Source organism: Gottfriedia sp. ABJ_BB2_2 (assembly GCF_055484705.1).
Map to the genome: position 1 here is coordinate 102,717 of NZ_JBVFKR010000010.1, position 17,853 is coordinate 120,569.

Genomic DNA, 17,853 nt, shown 5'->3' on the forward strand with positions numbered 1-17,853 from the left:
AAGTAGATGAGTAAGTATGTTTTACCTCTTCTTCTATCACTTCTTTTTATATTAGAAAATATTTATGTTTCAAACGTGTCCCCAACACTACTAGGTGAAAAGGGGATTATCGTACCACATTTTCTGTTTTTTGGATTATTATTTATGACATTATATTATAATCCGAAGAAAGCACTAATATATGGCGTTATATTTGGCGTAATCTATGATATTGTGTACACAGAAATTATTGGAATTTATTTAGCGGCTTTTCCTTTTTTTATATTTTTAATAAGCCAAGCAATGAAAATACTTTATGCTAATTTATTTATTAGAAGCATTTTAGTTCTGATTTGGACAATTGCTTTAGAATACTTAGTTTATGGATTAAATATTCTATTTGGATATACAAATATGTTAAATAGTTACTTCATAAACCATCGATTATTTCCGACATTATTACTGAATGCACTCTTTATATTAATTTTTGCATTTCCTCTGTCATCATTATTAAGAACAATTAGTGAAAATAATGAGGAAAAATAAAGGATTTTTTGAGTGCATGTCGAATTATACATTCGGGGTGAACACTTATCATGGAACAGAGGCAACAATATGTTACAATAAAAGGAACAAAAGATGGTCTAACACTGCACCTCGATGATACATGTTCTTTTCAGATTTTAGTAGATGAAATTGAAGAAAGACTGTCTACCCACTTGTTTGAGAGCAATGATCGTCCATTAATTGCAGTCCGATTAAAAATTGGAAATCGCTTCTTATCTCCCGAACAAGATGAAATCATACGATCTATCGTTCGTAAAAAGAAAAATCTTGTAGTTGAATCAATAGATAGTAATGTTGTTTCGAAACAGGAAGCGATTGAATGGTTAAAAAGGGAAGAAATTGTTCCTATTTGCAGAATGGTAAGATCTGGTCAAGTTCTCCAAGTAAAAGGTGATTTACTGTTAATCGGTGATGTTAATCCGGGTGGAACTGTTATTGCAGGTGGAAATATCTTTATTATGGGTGCGCTTCGAGGAACTGCTCATGCTGGTTATAATGGCAATAAAGAGGCAGTAATTGCAGCATCTATAATGAAACCAATGCAGTTGAGAATTTGCAGCATAATGAACAGAGCACCAGATCATTATGGTGAAGAAGGCAATGAAATGGAATGTGCATACATAAATGAAGATAACCATATCATTGTCGATCGTATTCAATTTCTCACTCATCTTAGACCTAGTTTGACAAGGTTAGAAAGGGGCATGATGTAACTGTGGGAGAGGCTATAGTAATTACATCTGGTAAAGGTGGAGTTGGTAAAACAACGACATCAGCAAATTTAGGAACAGCTTTAGCAATGTTTGGTAAAAAAGTATGTTTAATTGACACCGATATTGGCCTACGAAACTTAGATGTTGTCATGGGATTAGAAAATCGTATCGTCTATGATTTAGTTGACGTTGTAGAAGGTCGTTGTAAAACGCATCAAGCATTAATCAAAGACAAACGATTTGAGTGCTTATACTTATTACCTGCTGCTCAAACGAGTGATAAAACAGCTGTTACTCCTGAACAAATGAAAGTGCTAGTTGATGAACTCAAAAAAGACTATGATTATATATTGATAGACTGTCCTGCTGGAATTGAGCAAGGCTATAAAAATGCAGTTGCGGGAGCAGATAAAGCGATTGTTGTCACAACACCTGAAATTTCTTCAGTTAGAGATGCAGATCGTATTATTGGATTATTAGAACAAGAGGATATCGAACCTCCTAAACTAGTAATTAATCGTATTAGAAGCCATATGATGGAAAATGGTGATAGCTTGGATGTAGATGATATTACGTCTACATTAGCTGTTGATTTAATTGGAATTGTTCAAGATGACGAAAATGTCATTAAAGCCACAAATAGTGGTGAACCAGTCGCAATGAATCCAAACTCTAAAGCTTCTATTGCCTATAGAAATATAGCAAGAAGAGTGTTAGGTGAATCAGTACCATTACAATCACTAGAAGCAGAAAAGAGTATATTCTTTAAAGTTAAAAAATTATTCGGTATCCGTTAACACTTCGTTATTATAACGAAGTGTTTTTCTTTTTACTCATAAGTTGTCCATCATTCTCATATAGTTGAATTAACAAGACTGTGAAAAGAGGTGACACTTTGAGTAAGCGCGTAGATGATATTCGAAAAAGAATTGCTAAAAGGCGTGAACAAGAGGATAAATGGGGTCATCCAAATCAAATGATGACAAAATTCCCTCTAAATGAAGCACAAACCACTGAGGACGGGTACACGTATTCTTATGATGATTTAGTTGAGCAACAAGGTAAAAAAATAATGAATCATTCCACATTTTTATTTAGAAGCTTATTAAGTGCCGTTATTGTTTTAGGATTAGCAATCATCTTAAAAAGTAATTCACCAATTGCTTCTGAAGTAAGAACTGGACTATCTAAAGTGTATAATAGCGAATTTCAATTTGCTTCAATCCAAAAATGGTATGAAGATCGATTCGGGTCTCCTATTGCCTTCTTACCACAATTAAATAATAAAAAGGCAACGGTTGATAGTGTAGATTATGGTGTTCCAGCAAGTGGAAAAGTACTTCAAAGCTTTAAAACGGACGGACAAGGTATATTAATCCAAACTGAATTAAATCAAAAAGTAGAAGCGATTGAAGGTGGAAATGTAATTTTTGTTGGAGAAAAGGATGATTTAGGACAAACGGTTATTGTACAACATGCCGATGGATCTGAATCTTGGTACGGTAAATTAAGTTCAACTAATGTTAAGTATATGGAAAGAGTCGATAGTAAGAAGGTATTAGGTACTGTGACTCCAGATGAGGATGGTAATTTTGGGACATATTACTTCGCAATCAAAATGGGTGAAAAATTTATTGACCCGAAAAAGGTGATATCTTTTGAATAAATGGATAAAACTTGCTTCAAAGATTACACTACATCCACTTTATTTATTAATTGCATGTATTGGTATTCTAACTGCAAATTTTTGGTCGGTTTTATTTATATCAATTATTATCTTCTGCCATGAATTAGGACACGCAATCGCAGCAACTAGTTTTAATTGGAGAATTAATAAAATCACGTTATTACCATTTGGTGGTGTTGTTGATTTAGATGAACATGGAAATCGACCGATTTTAGAGGAGTTCATAGTAACCATTTCAGGTCCAATTCAACATGTAACATTATTTGTGATTGCAAAGATTTTATTTGAATTGAATTATATCCCTGAAAATTTATATTCACTTTTTATTGGTTATAATGTGAGTATTTTGTGTTTTAATTTATTACCTATTTGGCCGTTAGATGGTGGGAAATTTATGAATCAGTTGTTTTCTTTAATTTTCCCATTTGTTAAGGCACATCAATATAGTCTTTACTCTTCATTTTTATTTTTATCTATTGCTACGATTATAACGTTAGTGATCCAGCCAATTAATATTACAATCTGGGCTTGTTTGTTGTTTTTATATGTTTCTTTATGGATTGAGTGGAAGAATAGACATTTTGTTGCAATTCGTTTTCTTATGGAACGTTTTTATGGAAATGAACAGTATATCCAGAAAATTAAATCAATTTCGTTAACGAAGGAGACAAAGCTTTTTCAGGTGTTTTCTAATTTTCATAAAGGTTATAAGTATAATGTTGTTTTTAATGTTGATAAGAAAAACCAACAGATGCTTGATGAGAATGAGTTATTACATGCTTATTTTACGGAGAAAAAAGCAACTTATTCTCTTGAAGAGTTGATCAGTTAAAGAATAAGGCGATGATGAAAGTGTGTTTTAAAATCTTTTAAGAACAAATAATAAAAAAATTGCGCTTGATTTCCACTCCAGGATGCTCGCTTTCCATGGGGTGGGCACTGAGCCTCCTGGAAAAAGGTAGGCATGCTAAAATCACGACGTCCTGTCGTAACGCATGCATGACCCACATCCTGTGGGCCTCCTCCGGGGTCTCAGCTGTCCCATAGCTCCCATAGGAGTCGAGCATCCTTCCGTTGCAATCATGTTCTGATAATGAGGTTGCGTTTTAAAAAATTTTTAAGAACAAAAAAATAAAAAGAATTACGCTTGATTTCCTCTCCAAGATGCTTGCTTTCCATGGGGCAGGCTGAGGCTCCTTGGCGAGCTTCCGGGGTCAGCTGACCTGCAGCTCCCATAGGAGTCGAGCATCCTTGCGTTGCAATCATGTTCAGAAGATGAAAGTGCGTTTTAAAATCTTTTAAGAACAAAAAAATTCCGCTTGATTTCCACTGGGCGTGTGCATGGCCTCAATAAATGTTCGCGCTTCCGATGGTCTGAGCTTTAGATAGTTCCATAAAAATAAACAACCTTCCTTTGCAAACTTTTTCTTTAAAAGTAATAACCATTAGAAAAAAATATAAATTCGGAAAAATTATCAATAAGACCTTATAGGCTAACCTTATGCGTACTATCCTTGATCAATTTTTATAATCACAAAAGAGAACATGCCACTTATTTTAAGTGGCTTTTTTATTTCTCTAAAAACCTTTTTATACCAGTTCTTCCAAATGTATTTGGTACGAATAGGGGTACTTGAAATAGAGATAATAATTAATGCAATAAGGCGTTACTGCTTAAAGAATTTGTTTGTGAAAGGACATGATTATGAATAGAAAAATATATCTTGTTTTAACTAGTGCATTTTTATCTTCTGTGATTTTAATGGGTTGTAATGCAAATGATGATCGAGATGATGTAAATCGAAGAAACATGAATACTCCTGTAAATTACGAAAACGATATGAATGATGTGGATTTAAATAATGATGATGTATATAGAGACGATGATGTAAGAAATTTAAGAAATGATGTTAGAGATGATATAAGAGATAATGATATGAATGCACCAGGGGTAGATGAAGACGATAATCTACTGCGTGATGATGAAAATGATAATGATCCTGATCCAGAAGATATCATAGAAGATCCAAAAGATATGACTGATAAAGATAAACGTGATGAGTAATTGTTTTTAGATAAACACCACAAGTATGTGGTGTTTTTTCTTGTGGGATTTTAGAGCCAAATAATACTTAACTGGCTTTTTTTATAAGGAATGAATAAAATGAGAAGTATTATAGAACGTAAGGAAGATGAAATTGAAGAAAGTCATTATGAATGTTAAACATTCAGAAAAACGAATAGCAGTAGTTGAAGATGATCTATTGGTTGAGTGGTATTCATCAGCAGATACAAGTTCATTTGTAGGTAATATTTATATTGGTCAAGTACAGGATGTATTGCCAAAGTTAAATGCGATATTTGTTGATGTCGGCTTACAAAAAAATGGATTTATGAGGTTTGAAGATACATTTGAAGGAAAAGAAAATCCTGATCAATCAGGTGAAGCTCTTCGAAAAACATTTCAAAAAGGTCAGTATATTCTTGTTCAAGTCATAAAGGATGCCTTTGATGAAAAAGGACCTAAGCTAACAAATAATCTAGAATTTTCTGGTGACTATGTTGTTTATCTTCCGCTAACAAAACAAGTTGCGGTTTCAAATAAAATAAAAAAAGAAGCAATTCGTAATAAACTATATTCTTTAGGTAGAGAAAATACGAGTGGTAACGAAGGGGTAATTTTTAGATCTTCGAGTGAAAATACAAGTAATGAAGAGATTTTGAACGAGTTAAATCAATTTCAAACTCTGTATACTTCAATTGCAAAGCAAGGATCAAAAAAAGTGAATTGTGTTTGGGAAGCAAACTCTTTGTATACAAAGTTTTTTAAGCTTCACCCAGCAAATACAATAAACGAGATGATTGTTGATGACTTACTTTCAATAAAAAATTATTTGCCTGTGACAGTACCGACATCTGTCTACAAAGGCAAAGAAAATATTTTCGTCGCTTATCAAATTGAAGAGCAAATCGAAAAATCATATAAATCAATTGTTTGGTTAAAAAATGGTTCTTTTTTAATCATCGAACAAACTGAGGCAATGACTGTTATTGATGTGAATACTGGAAAATTCAGCGGTAAACAAAATCGAGAAGGGACTATTTTTCAAACAAACCAATTTGCTGCAACTGAAATCGCTCGTCAATTGAGACTAAGAGACATTGGTGGCATGGTCATTATTGACTTTATCAATATGCATTCTATAGAAAAACAGAAAAGAATATCTGAATTGTTAAAGGAAGCATTTCAAAATGATAGAGCATTTACGAAGTTATTTGGTTTTACAAGTCTAGGATTATTTGAACTAACAAGAAAGCGCACGACTCATTCACATATAGAAGCTACTCATCATAAGTGTTTGATATGCAATGGGACAGGACTAATCAAAAGTGCAGAACAAATTGCTTATGAATTAGAAAGAGCTCTTTGGGAAGCATCTTCTAGTGAATATGAAGCAATTCTTGTAGAATGTGATCGTGAGGTGGCAAATTACATAAGTGGGGAAAATAATCAGCATATCAAGAGACTTGAAAAAGCGTTATATATGAATATCTATCTAAAAATTACATCTTCTAAAGTCCATTACTATGAGATTGTCAGAGCAGGTTCTGAAAAAGAGGTACGAAGCTATTTATAATAGGTTTAACAGCGGAATAGTTGTTGACACGAACTATTCGCTCGTGGTAACATCATAATGTTATTGTTTGTAGCGCACCCGTGCTACAACCGCTCATAGCAGGTATTAAATGCTTTTTGCATGCCTGTCATTGGCGAGTCTTAGACTATTTGAGGAGGTGCAATTATGTACGCAATTATTGAAACTGGTGGAAAACAAATCAAAGTTGAAGAAGGTCAAGCAATCTACATTGAAAAGCTTGATACAAACGCAGGTGACACTGTTACATTCGACAAAGTTTTATTCGTAGGTGGCGAAAGCATCAAAGTTGGTAGCCCAACTGTTGAAGGAGCTACTGTAACTGCTAAAGTTGAAAAGAACGGTAAAGCTAAAAAGATTCTTGTATTCAAATACAAATCTAAAAAGAACTACCGTCGTAAACAAGGTCATCGTCAACCTTACACTAAAGTTGTTATCGAAAAAATCAACGCTTAATTATAAGTAATGACTAATATAACAATTGAACGTTTACAAGATGGACGTATTTGTTCCTTTATCATAAGTGGACATGCATTTTTTTCTGAATACGGTACAGACATTGTTTGTGCAGGTATTTCAGCTGTTTCAATCGGGACAGTAAATGCACTGGAAGCTCTTTGTAACATTGACGCAGAATCATTTACGCATATTGATGAAAAACAAGGTATCTTGAAATATCAATTGCCAATGAATTTGACCAATGAAGAAATGCAAAAAGCGCAACTTATTCTTGAAGCGATGCTTGTATCTTTACAATCGATCGCAACAAGTTACAGTGATTATGTCACTATAAACGAGTAAAACAGGAGGTGTAACCATGTTAAAATTAAATCTTCAATTATTTGCTTCTAAAAAGGGAGTAGGTAGTACAAAAAACGGTCGTGACTCAGCTTCTAAACGTCTAGGTGCGAAACGTGCTGATGGACAATTCGTATCTGGTGGTTCAATTCTTTACCGTCAACGCGGCACTAAGATTTACCCAGGTGTAAATGTTGGTCGTGGTGGAGATGACACATTATTTGCGAAAGTTGATGGCGTTGTTAAATTCGAACGTTTAGGCCGTGACCGCAAACAAGTAAGTGTATACCCTGTAGCTCAAGAAGCTTAAGAAACTAACTTAGAAACTCTAACCTTTTAGGTTAGAGTTTTTCTGTACATTTGACATATTTTCAAATTTTTGCTTTTTTGATAGAAAAGCAACCTCTAAACAATATGCTCCAAATAACTCGAGCATTTTATACAAGATAAACAACGGCTTAACATTCTAAGTGATTTATCAATGCCGAGTTTTCTTTATATGATCACCTTCTTATATACCAAAAAAGTAAACCAATAGGAGAAGTACAATGCAGGGAAAATGGGACGTTCTTGAGGTATTAAGACATTCACGTCATGATTGGTTAAATCGAATTCAATTAATTAAAGGTTATTTGGCTACAGGTCAAAAGGATATGCTAGAAGAAACGATGACAAAGATCGTTGCGGATTCCTTAAACGAAGCTAAAATATGTTCTTTACAGATTCCAGCTTTTGCTGAATTTATTATTACATATAATTGGAAACCTCGGACAATTGTGCTAGATTATGAAATTTTAGGAGATCCTTGTTCTCTTGAAAATTTAGATGAAATGATGACAGATTGGATTCGAAATTTTTTAAGCAAACTAGAATCATGGGTACATATTTATGAGGAGAATTATGTTAGCTTAACAATTGAAATAAATGATGAAACAGTTTGTTTCTTTTTTGACTTCAGAGGTAAACTAACAAGGAAAGAAGAAATGCTTAAATGGATTGTTTCGTCTTCAAGTGATCATTCAAAGATTCAAATGATGTCATATTTTTGTGAAACAGAAGAATGCAGTATAGAATTTAAAATGGAAAAATAAAGAGTGGTGGATATATGTTTATTGATCAAGTCAAGATATATGTAAAAGGTGGAGACGGCGGTAACGGTATGGTTGCTTTCCGTCGAGAAAAGTATGTTCCTAAAGGTGGTCCTGCTGGGGGCGATGGTGGTAAAGGTGCAAATGTCGTTTTCAGAGTAGATGAAGGACTTAGAACATTAATGGACTTCCGTTATAAGCGTCATTTTAAAGCAGATCGTGGTCAACACGGTATGTCAAAAAATCAACATGGTAAAAACGCTGAGGATATGATTGTTAAGGTACCACCTGGAACGATCGTTACTGATGCTGATACAGGTGAATTAATTGCCGATCTTACAATGGATGGCCAAACAGCAATCATTGCAAGAGGAGGACGTGGAGGTAGAGGAAACAGTCGTTTTGCTTCTCCAGCAAATCCTGCACCTGAAATTGCTGAAAATGGTGAGCCAGGTAAAGAACGTAATATTCAGCTTGAATTGAAAGTATTAGCCGATGTTGGTTTAGTTGGATTTCCAAGTGTTGGAAAATCGACTTTATTATCAGTTGTAAGTTCAGCTCGTCCAAAAATTGCTGAGTACCATTTTACAACAATTGTTCCAAATCTTGGCGTTGTTGAAACAGAAGATAATCGTAGTTTTGTTATGGCGGACTTACCTGGATTAATTGAAGGAGCTCACCAAGGTGTTGGTTTAGGACATCAATTCCTGCGACATATCGAAAGAACACGTGTAATTGTGCATGTAATTGATATGTCTGGTCTTGAAGGTCGTGACCCGTATGATGATTACTTAACAATTAATCAAGAGCTTAAAGAATATAATTTACGTTTAACAGAGCGACCACAAGTTGTTGTTGCAAATAAAATGGATATTCCGCAAAGTGAAGAAAACTTAGCAAAATTTAAAGAGCAAGTTGGAGATGAAGTGCAAATTTTCCCAATTTCTGCAGTTACTAGACAAGGTTTACGTGAATTATTATTTACGGTTGCAGATTTAGTGGAATCTACGCCTGAGTTCCCACTTCATGATGAAGCAGAAGACAAACCATTACGTGTTCTTTATAAGTATCAAAAAGAGGAACCAACGTTTGAAATTACACGTGAAAGTGATGGAACATTTGTTGTTAAAGGTGAGGAGCTTGAAAAACTATTCAAGATGACTAACTTTGAACGCGAAGAATCTATTCGCCGTTTTGCTCGTCAAATGCGTGGTATGGGTATTGATGAAGCATTACGTGAACGTGGTGCGAAAAACGGGGATATTGTTAAAATCTCTGAGTATGAATTTGAATTTATCGATTAATAAAAAAGGTAAGCAATCTAATTGCTTACCTTTTTTTATGAGGACATATCTACAAGAATTCCTTCTTTTTTTAATTCAGACAACGCCTTCTCAAGCTGCAATTCATTTTCAGCTTCTATTGTGTGAAGATGGATTCCATTTGTTAAATTAGCAAGTGGCAATGAATTAGTTTTTTCCATCTTTTGAAGAAAAATTGAAATATCATAGCGGTTTGTAATTTGTAATTGAGCAGTTATATAACCGTATACTGGGTGTTCAACCATTACATCTTTAACCGTTATGCCATGATCTACTAATATTTCTAATTCTTTTTTTGTTTCAGTATTAGAGTGACGACAAATAATCACTTTTTGAATTTTGTTTGATTCAATGTCAGGATGCATATAGACGTATCCTTGTGCTGTTGCTAAAATAGGTTCATTTTTTGCTTTTAGTAAAGTGATATCACCGACTACAACCTGGCGACTTACATTTGCACGTTTTGCCAATGAATTACCTGAAAGTGGACTCTTTGCTTCTTTTAACCACTGTAAGACTTTGTTCCTTCTCTCTTCACCTAAAAGTTTTTTATTCATTTTTCCAAATCCTCGGTTAGTAAATTTTGCTTCATGATTAATTTGAGAGTTGAAGCAAGTTTTGTTAAATCTTCTTCTTTCGTGTCTTTTCCAATTGAAATCCTGAAAAACTGTTTTGCTTCATGTTCAGTTCTTCCAATCGCTAACAGTGTCTCTGATGGTTTTTGCATGCCAATAGCACATGCACTACCAGTTGAAATAGCAAACTGATGTCTATTGCACTCTAACATCACAAATTGACCTTCAAGACCGATAATTCTCATTCCAATTATATTTGGAAGACAGTGATCATCAGAACCCTCAAAACGAACAAATTTTTGATGTTCCCTAAATTCATTACGAAATACTTGTTTTAATGATAGGTAACTTTGTTGATCAAGATTCTTTGAATGGATGATATGACCAGCTGCTGTTACAAAAGAAGCAATAGCAGGTACGTTAACAGTACCAGGTCTAATACCACTTTCATGAGATGTACCTGGATAAATTGGCTGACTAGTTAGTTTTGGGTTTATATAGAGTGCTCCAACACCTTTAGGACCATGAAGCTTATGGCTAGAAATACTTATACTTGAAACATCTAATTCCGAAACGTTAATCTCCAATTTTCCAAAAGATTGTACACAGTCACAGTGTAGCATAATATTTAATGGTTTAAATAAATTAGAAATTTCTACAATCGGTTGAATTGCACCAATTTCTGAGTTAACGTGCTGAAAAATCCCCAGTATTGTATCATCTCGAATTGCTTTTTTGATTAAATCGACGGAAACAATCCCATTTTTATCAACAGGTATATACGAAACTTCATAGCCTTGTTCTTCTAAAACTTTTACATAATTACTGATGGATGAATGTTCTAAAGTAGTCGTTACTATATGACGTCCAGTTTTTTTTGTGCTTTTAATAAGAGTTTGTATCCCAAGAATATTCGATTCAGTACCTCCACTAGTAAAGTAAATGCTAGCTGGACTAGCGTTAAAAAAACCAGCAAGTTGTTTTCGACACGCTTCAAGAAGAAGAGATGCATTGGATCCTATATCGTGTAAACTTCTTTCATTCCCAAAATAATGTTTAGAGGCAGATACAAATGTCTCGAGAGCTTCTTCACTCATTGGTGTTGTGGCAGCATAGTCTAAATAAATCATTTTGTAGCCCCTCTTTCTTCCAATTTAAAAAAATTTCTTGTCATTAGTTTAATTATATGTAAATATAGGTGTCAAGACAGCTTTTTTTTTAATAAGATAGATTTTAAATAGATGTATGTGTAAATGGAGGAGGACAACGATGCGAAAAGCAGATGTTGTCATTATTGGCAGTGGGATTGCTGCTTTAATGGCTGCTGAGGAAATTTGTCAGTCTAAAAATGTGATTCTATTCACAAAGAAAAAAATATTTGATAGTAATTCAATGCTAGCGCAAGGTGGAATTGCTGCAGTTATGACTGACGATGATTCGTGGGAGTTACATCAACAAGATACGCTTGAGGCAGGTTGTTATGTAAATAATAAGATAGCTGTAGAAGAGCTAGTAAAACGTGGAACAAAATCGATGGAAGATCTTGTTTCTTTTGGTATGAAATTCGATATGGATCCGAATGGGAAATTTCATCTAGGAAGAGAAGGTGCACATCGTAAAAATAGAATTCTTCATGCAGGTGGAGATGCGACTGGTAAACATCTTGTTGAAACAGTTTATAACCGAATAAAAGATAAAGTCACAATAATCGAAAATGAAATGGCGATTGATTTTATGATAAAAGATGATAAATGTGTTGGTGTTTATGCCTTAGCTGAAAATGGAGAGTTAAAAATGTATTATGCAAATGCAACTCTCTTAGCAACTGGCGGTATAGGCTCGATGTATCAATTCAGTTCAAATAATCAATGGATTACTGGCGATGGCATTGCAATGGCATACCGAGTAGGATGTGAAATGGCAGACTTAGAATTTGTTCAGTTTCATCCAACAATGTTATATGTAAATGGAGAATGTAAAGGTTTAGTTTCTGAAGCTGTTCGAGGTGAAGGTGCATACTTAGTAACTAAGAACGGTCGTCGTATTATGAAGGGCATGCATCCTTTCGAAGACTTAGCGCCAAGAGATGTTGTCAGTAGAGCCATTTATAATGAAATGAAAAATGGAGAAGAAATATACTTATGCATTAGCTCAATTAATAACTTTGAAGAACGCTTCCCAACAATTTCATCAAATATCATAAGAAATGGAATAGATCTAGCATATGGATACATTCCAGTCGTTCCTGGTGCCCATTTTCATATGGGAGGGATAAAAACGAACACGAATGGTGAAACAAATATCCCAGGGTTATATGCAGTTGGAGAAGTAGCTTGTACGGGTGTGCACGGCGCAAATCGACTTGCTAGTAACTCTCTGTTAGAAGGAATTGTATTTGGAAAAAAAGTTGCTAGATTCATAGCAAATTTACCCTACATGACAATTGAGGAGCATGTAATTGATTTTGACATACCGAGGGCTAGGACATTACCTACTAAAAATGAAATTAGAGATATGATGATGAAATACGTAGGGATTGTTAGAACAGAAGAAGGTTTAGCAAAAGTAATCGATTATTTTACGTACTATCTTGATTCTGAAACATTAGAAACTCGTGTGATGACTTTAGAAGAATTAGAAATATACAATATGATCACTACTGGCAAGTTAGTTGCTAATGCTGCTTTAAATCGTAAAGAAAGTATTGGCTCACATTTTATCGAATTAGTAAATGAACCAGCTAACTTATAGGGGGAAAATATCTTGAATACATTAAAAGCAAAAAAAATGATTGAGCAATTTTTATTAGAAGATATTGGTGAAGGCGATGTATCATCAATTCATATCTTTCCAATGAAAGAACGTTCTACAGGAAGAGTTGTAGCAAAAGCAAATGGAGTAATTTGCGGAACAGATTTAATTGAAGTTATTTATAAATTATTACATGAAGATATAAAAGTTACATGTCATGTTGCAGATGGTGACTTTGTAACACAAGGTCAACTAATTGCAGAAGTAGAGGGACCAGTACAAGTTTTATTATCTGGTGAACGAGTTATGTTAAATCTACTACAAAGAATGAGCGGAATTGCGACACTAACTGCCAACGCAGTTGAAACGTTAAATGATGATCATATAAAAATCGTTGATACTAGAAAAACGATGCCTGGATTACGTTTATTTGATAAATACGCTGTAACATGTGGTGGAGGTGCAAATCATCGCTTTGGTCTTTATGATGCCGTTATGCTAAAAGATAATCATATTGCATACGCAGGCTCAATTAAAAATGCAGTAGAGGCCCTACGTCATAGACTTGGACATATGATTAAAATCGAAGTTGAAACTGAGAATGAAGACCAAGTTCGTGAAGCAGTAGAAGCGGGTGCAGATGTAATCATGTTTGATAACAGAACGCCAGATGAGATTAAACAATTTGTTACATTAGTACCTGAAACAATTAAAACAGAAGCATCAGGTGGAATTACATTAGATAATTTAGCAAGCTTTCAAAATTGTGGGGTAGATGTAATTTCATTAGGATGTTTAACTCATTCAGTTAAAGCATTAGATATCAGTTTCTATTTGTAAGTAAAAGGGGAATGGAGTGAATAATATGAACGTTTTAGATATGATTCAAAAAAACGAGGGATATCAAATTCCCGATGAATATTATACGTTATCAACAGAAGAAATGGAAAAAAGAGTTAGAGAGATAAAAGCTCGACTTGGAGAACAATTGTTTATCCCAGGTCATCATTATCAAAAAGAAGAAGTAGTTGTTTTTTCTGATTCAACAGGTGACTCACTACAATTAGCACAAGTAGCTGCAAACAATAAAAAAGCAAAGTATATAGTTTTCTGTGGCGTACACTTTATGGCAGAAACAGCGGATATTTTAACTGAAGATGATCAAATTGTTATCTTACCAGATATGCGTGCAGGTTGCTCAATGGCTGATATGGCCGACCATCATCAAACAGATCGTGCATGGATAGCTTTACAAGAGCTTTTTGGAGATACGATTGTCCCATTAACTTATGTCAACTCTACAGCTGCGATTAAAGCATTTGTTGGTAAAAATGATGGTGCGACAGTTACATCATCGAACGCAAAGAAAGTAGTTTCATGGGCATTTACTCAAAAGGAACGAATCTTATTTTTACCTGATCAGCACTTAGGGCGTAATACTGCATATGAATTAGGTGTACCATTAGAACATATGGCTATTTGGAATCCAATTACAGATACATTAGAATATGATGGTGATATACAAGATATCAAAGTTATTCTTTGGAAGGGGCACTGTTCTGTTCATGAAAACTTCACAGTAAAAAATATTGAGAATGTAAGAAAGAATCATCCTGATATGAGAATCATTGTGCATCCAGAATGCTCTAGAGAAGTTGTAGCTGCAAGTGATGATAATGGTTCAACAAAATATATTATTGACCAAATTGAAGCTGCACCTGCAGGCAGCAAATGGGCAATTGGTACTGAAATGAACCTAGTACAAAGAATTATTAAAAATCATCCAGACAAGGAAATTATTTCACTAAATCCTTTTATGTGTCCATGCTTAACGATGAATCGTATCGATTTACCGCACTTATTATGGTCTTTAGAAAATATCGAAAAAGGCACAATTCAAAACGTTATTACAGTAGATAAAGAAACTGCAAGTGATGCAATAAAAGCGCTTGATAAAATGCTTGAACTTGCTTAAGCTTAAAAATTAAATGTTCATCAAAAAAATCATTTAGTCATATTTGGCTGAATGATTTTTTTATAGAAAAAGCTAGAAAAAAGTAAATACTTATACAAGCTTAATAATATATTTTCAAATTCCTTCAATCATAAATACAAATTTACAGACATACATTGTTGTGAGGTACTAACTGTACAATCCAACGTAGAGGCAATTGGTCAGGAGGGGAAAAGGTGAGAATTCATATAGTTCAAAAGGGCGATACCCTTTGGAGCATTGCTCAAAAATATAACATCGATTATGAGGAATTAGTAAAATTAAATGCGCAATTAAGCAATCCTGAAATGATCTATCCAGGTATGAAGATTAAAGTACCTGAAAAAATGAAAGAAAAACAGGCACCTTTAGGTTCTCAAAAAGAGGTACAGCTTTCCAAGGAACCAAAAACGAGTATTAAATTGGACTTAGATGAGAAAGAAGAAGTTCAACCTGTAACAGAACAGCCAGCACCAGTAGCTGAACAACCTAAGCCAGCAGTCCAACCAACAACTAAGCCTGTTGAAAATACATTTAATATTAATGTAGAAGTTTCGCCTACTAAAAACATAAAACCTGTTATTCAAGTACCGATTCCACCTGCGAAACCAACTGTATCTCCTGCAACAAATAATAGTAAACAACAAGTATCTCCTGTTCAAACTGGAAAGCCAAATGCGAATATACCGCAAGCTGTAATGCCAGTTGCAGATAAAAAACCAATAAATGAAAGTAATTTAAAAGTGAACACCAAGGGAGGACAAAACATGTCAGAAAAAAACAACTACTTCCCAGGATCGTTAGTTTCTCCATCAACATCTAATCCAAAAGAACAACAAGTGTCACCAGTACAAACGGGAAAACCAAACCAGCAAGTATCACCTGTACAAACAGGAAAACCAAACCAGCAAGTATCACCTGTACAAACAGGAAAACCAAATCAGCAATTGTCGCCGGTCCAAACAGGAAAACCAAATCAGCAAGTATCTCCTGTACAGACAGGAAAACCAAACCAACAAGTATCACCAGTCCAAACAGGAAAGCCAAATCAACAAGTTTCACCGGTCCAAACAGGAAAACCAAATCAACAAGTTTCGCCGGTCCAAACAGGAAAACCAAATCAACAAGTTTCGCCGGTCCAAACAGGAAAACCAAACCAACAAGTATCTCCTATTCAAACGGGAAAGCCAAATGTTCAAGTATCGCCTATTCAAACAGGAAAACCAAATCAACAAGTGTCTCCAGTCCAAACAGGAAAACCAAATCAGCAATTGTCGCCGGTCCAAACAGGAAAACCAAACCAACAAGTATCACCTATCCAAGCTGGAAAACCAAATCAGCAAGTATCACCGGTCCAAACAGGAAAACCAAATCAACAAGTCTCACCGGTCCAAACAGGAAAACCAAATCAACAAGTATCGCCGGTTCAAACAGGAAAACCAAATCAACAAGTATCTCCAATTCAAACAGGAAATAAGGCGCAAACATTGCCAGCATATACAGGACCAAACTCAAATGCAGCACAAACATTGCCAGCGTACTCAGGACCAAATTCAAATGCAGCACAAACATTGCCAGCGTATATGGGACCAAACTCAAATGCAGCACAAACATTGCCGGCGTTTGAAGGACCAAATGCGGCACAAACATTACCAGCATATATGGGACCAAACGAAAACTTCCCACAAACATTACCAGCATATATGGGACCAAACGAAAACTTCCCACAAACATTACCGGCATATATGGGACCAAACGAAAACTTCCCACAAACATTACCAGCATATATGGGACCAAACGAAAACTTCCCACAAACATTACCGGCATATATGGGACCAAATGAAAACTTCCCACAAACATTACCGGCATATATGGGACCAAATGAAAACTTCCCACAAACATTGCCGGCATATATGGGACCGAACGCACCACAAACATTGCCAGCATATTATGGTCCAAATGCGCCACAAACATTACCAGCATATTATGGACCAAATGCGCCACAAACATTACCAGCATATTATGGTCCAAATGAGAATTATCCATTTTATCCAGGTAGAGGCGAAGGTGCAGGAGGAGCTGTACCTACATTCCCAAGTTTTGGGCAAATGCCTATGATTCCAGGAGTTACTGCTGCGGGACCAGCAACACAACAACCGATAGCTGGGGGAGTACCGACTGTGCCAACTCCATTACCAGCACCAATCCCTGCACCGATTCCAGCGCCAATCCCAGCTCCGATCCCGGCACCTAATGCGCAGACGTTACCGGCGTTTTATGGACCAAATAATTCACAAACATTACCAGCTTATATGGGACCAAATAACGCGCAAACATTGCCAGCATTTTATGGACCAAATAATAATTTCCCACAAACATTACCGGCATATATGGGACCGAATAATAATTTCCCACAAACATTACCGGCGTATATGGGACCAAATGAGAACTTCCCACAAACATTACCGGCATATATGGGACCAAATGAAAACTTCCCACAAACATTACCGGCATATATGGGACCAAATGAAAACTTCCCACAAACATTACCGGCGTATATGGGACCAAATGAAAACTTCCCACAAACATTGCCAGCATATATGGGACCAAATGAAAACTTCCCACAAACATTGCCAGCATATATGGGACCAAATGAAAACTTCCCACAAACATTGCCAGCATATATGGGACCAAATGAAAACTTCCCACAAACATTGCCAGCAT

19 protein-coding genes and 1 other annotated feature are annotated in these 17,853 nt (G+C 35.2%); of the genes, 16 read left to right on the forward strand and 3 right to left on the reverse strand.

What is annotated here, in order from left to right:
- Positions 1-6: 6 nt before the first annotated feature.
- The 5 genes from mreD to ACX6U0_RS18030 all read left to right on the forward strand — a co-directional run bounded on the left by mreD (position 7) and on the right by ACX6U0_RS18030 (position 3,778).
- Complete coding sequence (mreD, locus tag ACX6U0_RS18010) at positions 7-525, forward strand: rod shape-determining protein MreD (RefSeq protein WP_464961253.1); 519 nt, start codon at positions 7-9, stop codon at positions 523-525.
- A gap of 47 nt (positions 526-572) precedes the next feature.
- Complete coding sequence (gene minC, locus ACX6U0_RS18015) at positions 573-1,259, forward strand: septum site-determining protein MinC (RefSeq protein WP_464961272.1); 687 nt, start codon at positions 573-575, stop codon at positions 1,257-1,259.
- 2 nt (positions 1,260-1,261) lie between these two features.
- Entirely contained in the window at positions 1,262-2,056 is a 795-nt protein-coding gene (minD, locus tag ACX6U0_RS18020; RefSeq protein ID WP_464961254.1) for a septum site-determining protein MinD, read from the forward strand.
- Between the two features lie 98 nt (positions 2,057-2,154).
- A complete protein-coding gene (locus ACX6U0_RS18025; RefSeq protein WP_464961255.1) occupies positions 2,155-2,925 on the forward strand; it encodes a peptidoglycan DD-metalloendopeptidase family protein in 771 nt (256 codons plus the stop codon).
- Positions 2,918-3,778 carry a site-2 protease family protein gene (locus tag ACX6U0_RS18030; RefSeq protein ID WP_464961256.1) on the forward strand — a complete coding sequence of 287 codons (861 nt, stop codon included), beginning with the start codon at positions 2,918-2,920 and terminating at the stop codon, positions 3,776-3,778. Before ACX6U0_RS18025 ends, ACX6U0_RS18030 begins: the two co-directional genes overlap by 8 nt.
- Before the next feature lie 248 nt (positions 3,779-4,026).
- Here ACX6U0_RS18030 and ACX6U0_RS18035 read toward each other — a convergent pair whose 3' ends face one another.
- Positions 4,027-4,182 (reverse strand): hypothetical protein, encoded by a 156-nt coding sequence (locus ACX6U0_RS18035; protein WP_464961257.1) that lies wholly within the window; start codon positions 4,180-4,182, stop codon positions 4,027-4,029.
- A gap of 526 nt (positions 4,183-4,708) precedes the next feature.
- On the opposite strand from ACX6U0_RS18035, the gene ACX6U0_RS18040 reads away from it, so the two are divergent.
- The 7 genes from ACX6U0_RS18040 to obgE all read left to right on the forward strand — a co-directional run bounded on the left by ACX6U0_RS18040 (position 4,709) and on the right by obgE (position 9,792).
- The gene (locus ACX6U0_RS18040) at positions 4,709-5,011 is read left to right on the forward strand and encodes a hypothetical protein (RefSeq protein WP_464961258.1); all 303 of its coding nucleotides are present in this window, start codon (positions 4,709-4,711) and stop codon (positions 5,009-5,011) included.
- 133 nt (positions 5,012-5,144) lie between these two features.
- Positions 5,145-6,584, forward strand: coding sequence for an Rne/Rng family ribonuclease (locus tag ACX6U0_RS18045; RefSeq protein ID WP_464961259.1), 1,440 nt, complete (start codon positions 5,145-5,147; stop codon positions 6,582-6,584).
- Positions 6,585-6,661: 77 nt separating this feature from the next.
- Positions 6,662-6,735, forward strand: a sequence feature (ribosomal protein L21 leader region).
- A 14-nt stretch (positions 6,736-6,749) separates the two neighbouring features.
- Positions 6,750-7,058 (forward strand): 50S ribosomal protein L21, encoded by a 309-nt coding sequence (gene rplU / locus ACX6U0_RS18050; protein WP_088004124.1) that lies wholly within the window; start codon positions 6,750-6,752, stop codon positions 7,056-7,058.
- 9 nt (positions 7,059-7,067) lie between these two features.
- Entirely contained in the window at positions 7,068-7,403 is a 336-nt protein-coding gene (locus ACX6U0_RS18055) for a ribosomal-processing cysteine protease Prp (protein ID WP_464961260.1), read from the forward strand.
- A 16-nt stretch (positions 7,404-7,419) separates the two neighbouring features.
- Positions 7,420-7,710, forward strand: coding sequence for a 50S ribosomal protein L27 (gene rpmA / locus ACX6U0_RS18060; RefSeq protein WP_464961261.1), 291 nt, complete (start codon positions 7,420-7,422; stop codon positions 7,708-7,710).
- 238 nt (positions 7,711-7,948) lie between these two features.
- The gene (locus ACX6U0_RS18065; RefSeq protein ID WP_464961262.1) at positions 7,949-8,491 is read left to right on the forward strand and encodes a Spo0B C-terminal domain-containing protein; all 543 of its coding nucleotides are present in this window, start codon (positions 7,949-7,951) and stop codon (positions 8,489-8,491) included.
- Between the two features lie 14 nt (positions 8,492-8,505).
- The gene (gene obgE / locus ACX6U0_RS18070; protein WP_464961263.1) at positions 8,506-9,792 is read left to right on the forward strand and encodes a GTPase ObgE; all 1,287 of its coding nucleotides are present in this window, start codon (positions 8,506-8,508) and stop codon (positions 9,790-9,792) included.
- 35 nt (positions 9,793-9,827) lie between these two features.
- On the opposite strand, the gene ACX6U0_RS18075 is transcribed toward obgE, so the two are convergent.
- Both ACX6U0_RS18075 and ACX6U0_RS18080 read right to left on the reverse strand, forming a co-directional pair.
- Entirely contained in the window at positions 9,828-10,367 is a 540-nt protein-coding gene (locus ACX6U0_RS18075; protein ID WP_464961264.1) for a 3H domain-containing protein, read from the reverse strand.
- The gene (locus tag ACX6U0_RS18080) at positions 10,364-11,515 is read right to left on the reverse strand and encodes an IscS subfamily cysteine desulfurase (protein ID WP_464961265.1); all 1,152 of its coding nucleotides are present in this window, start codon (positions 11,513-11,515) and stop codon (positions 10,364-10,366) included. Before ACX6U0_RS18080 ends, ACX6U0_RS18075 begins: the two co-directional genes overlap by 4 nt.
- 139 nt (positions 11,516-11,654) lie before the next feature.
- Between ACX6U0_RS18080 and nadB the strand changes: the two genes are divergently transcribed.
- From nadB to ACX6U0_RS18100, 4 genes are all read left to right on the forward strand, one after another.
- Positions 11,655-13,136 carry an L-aspartate oxidase gene (gene nadB / locus ACX6U0_RS18085; protein ID WP_464961266.1) on the forward strand — a complete coding sequence of 494 codons (1,482 nt, stop codon included), beginning with the start codon at positions 11,655-11,657 and terminating at the stop codon, positions 13,134-13,136.
- A 12-nt stretch (positions 13,137-13,148) separates the two neighbouring features.
- Positions 13,149-13,976, forward strand: a complete 828-nt coding sequence (gene nadC, locus ACX6U0_RS18090) for a carboxylating nicotinate-nucleotide diphosphorylase (RefSeq protein WP_464961267.1) — start codon at positions 13,149-13,151, stop codon at positions 13,974-13,976.
- 25 nt (positions 13,977-14,001) lie between these two features.
- Positions 14,002-15,111, forward strand: a complete 1,110-nt coding sequence (gene nadA / locus ACX6U0_RS18095; RefSeq protein ID WP_464961268.1) for a quinolinate synthase NadA — start codon at positions 14,002-14,004, stop codon at positions 15,109-15,111.
- Between the two features lie 215 nt (positions 15,112-15,326).
- Positions 15,327-17,853: LysM peptidoglycan-binding domain-containing protein (locus ACX6U0_RS18100; protein ID WP_464961269.1), on the forward strand; the 2,527-nt coding region annotated here is incomplete at its 3' end.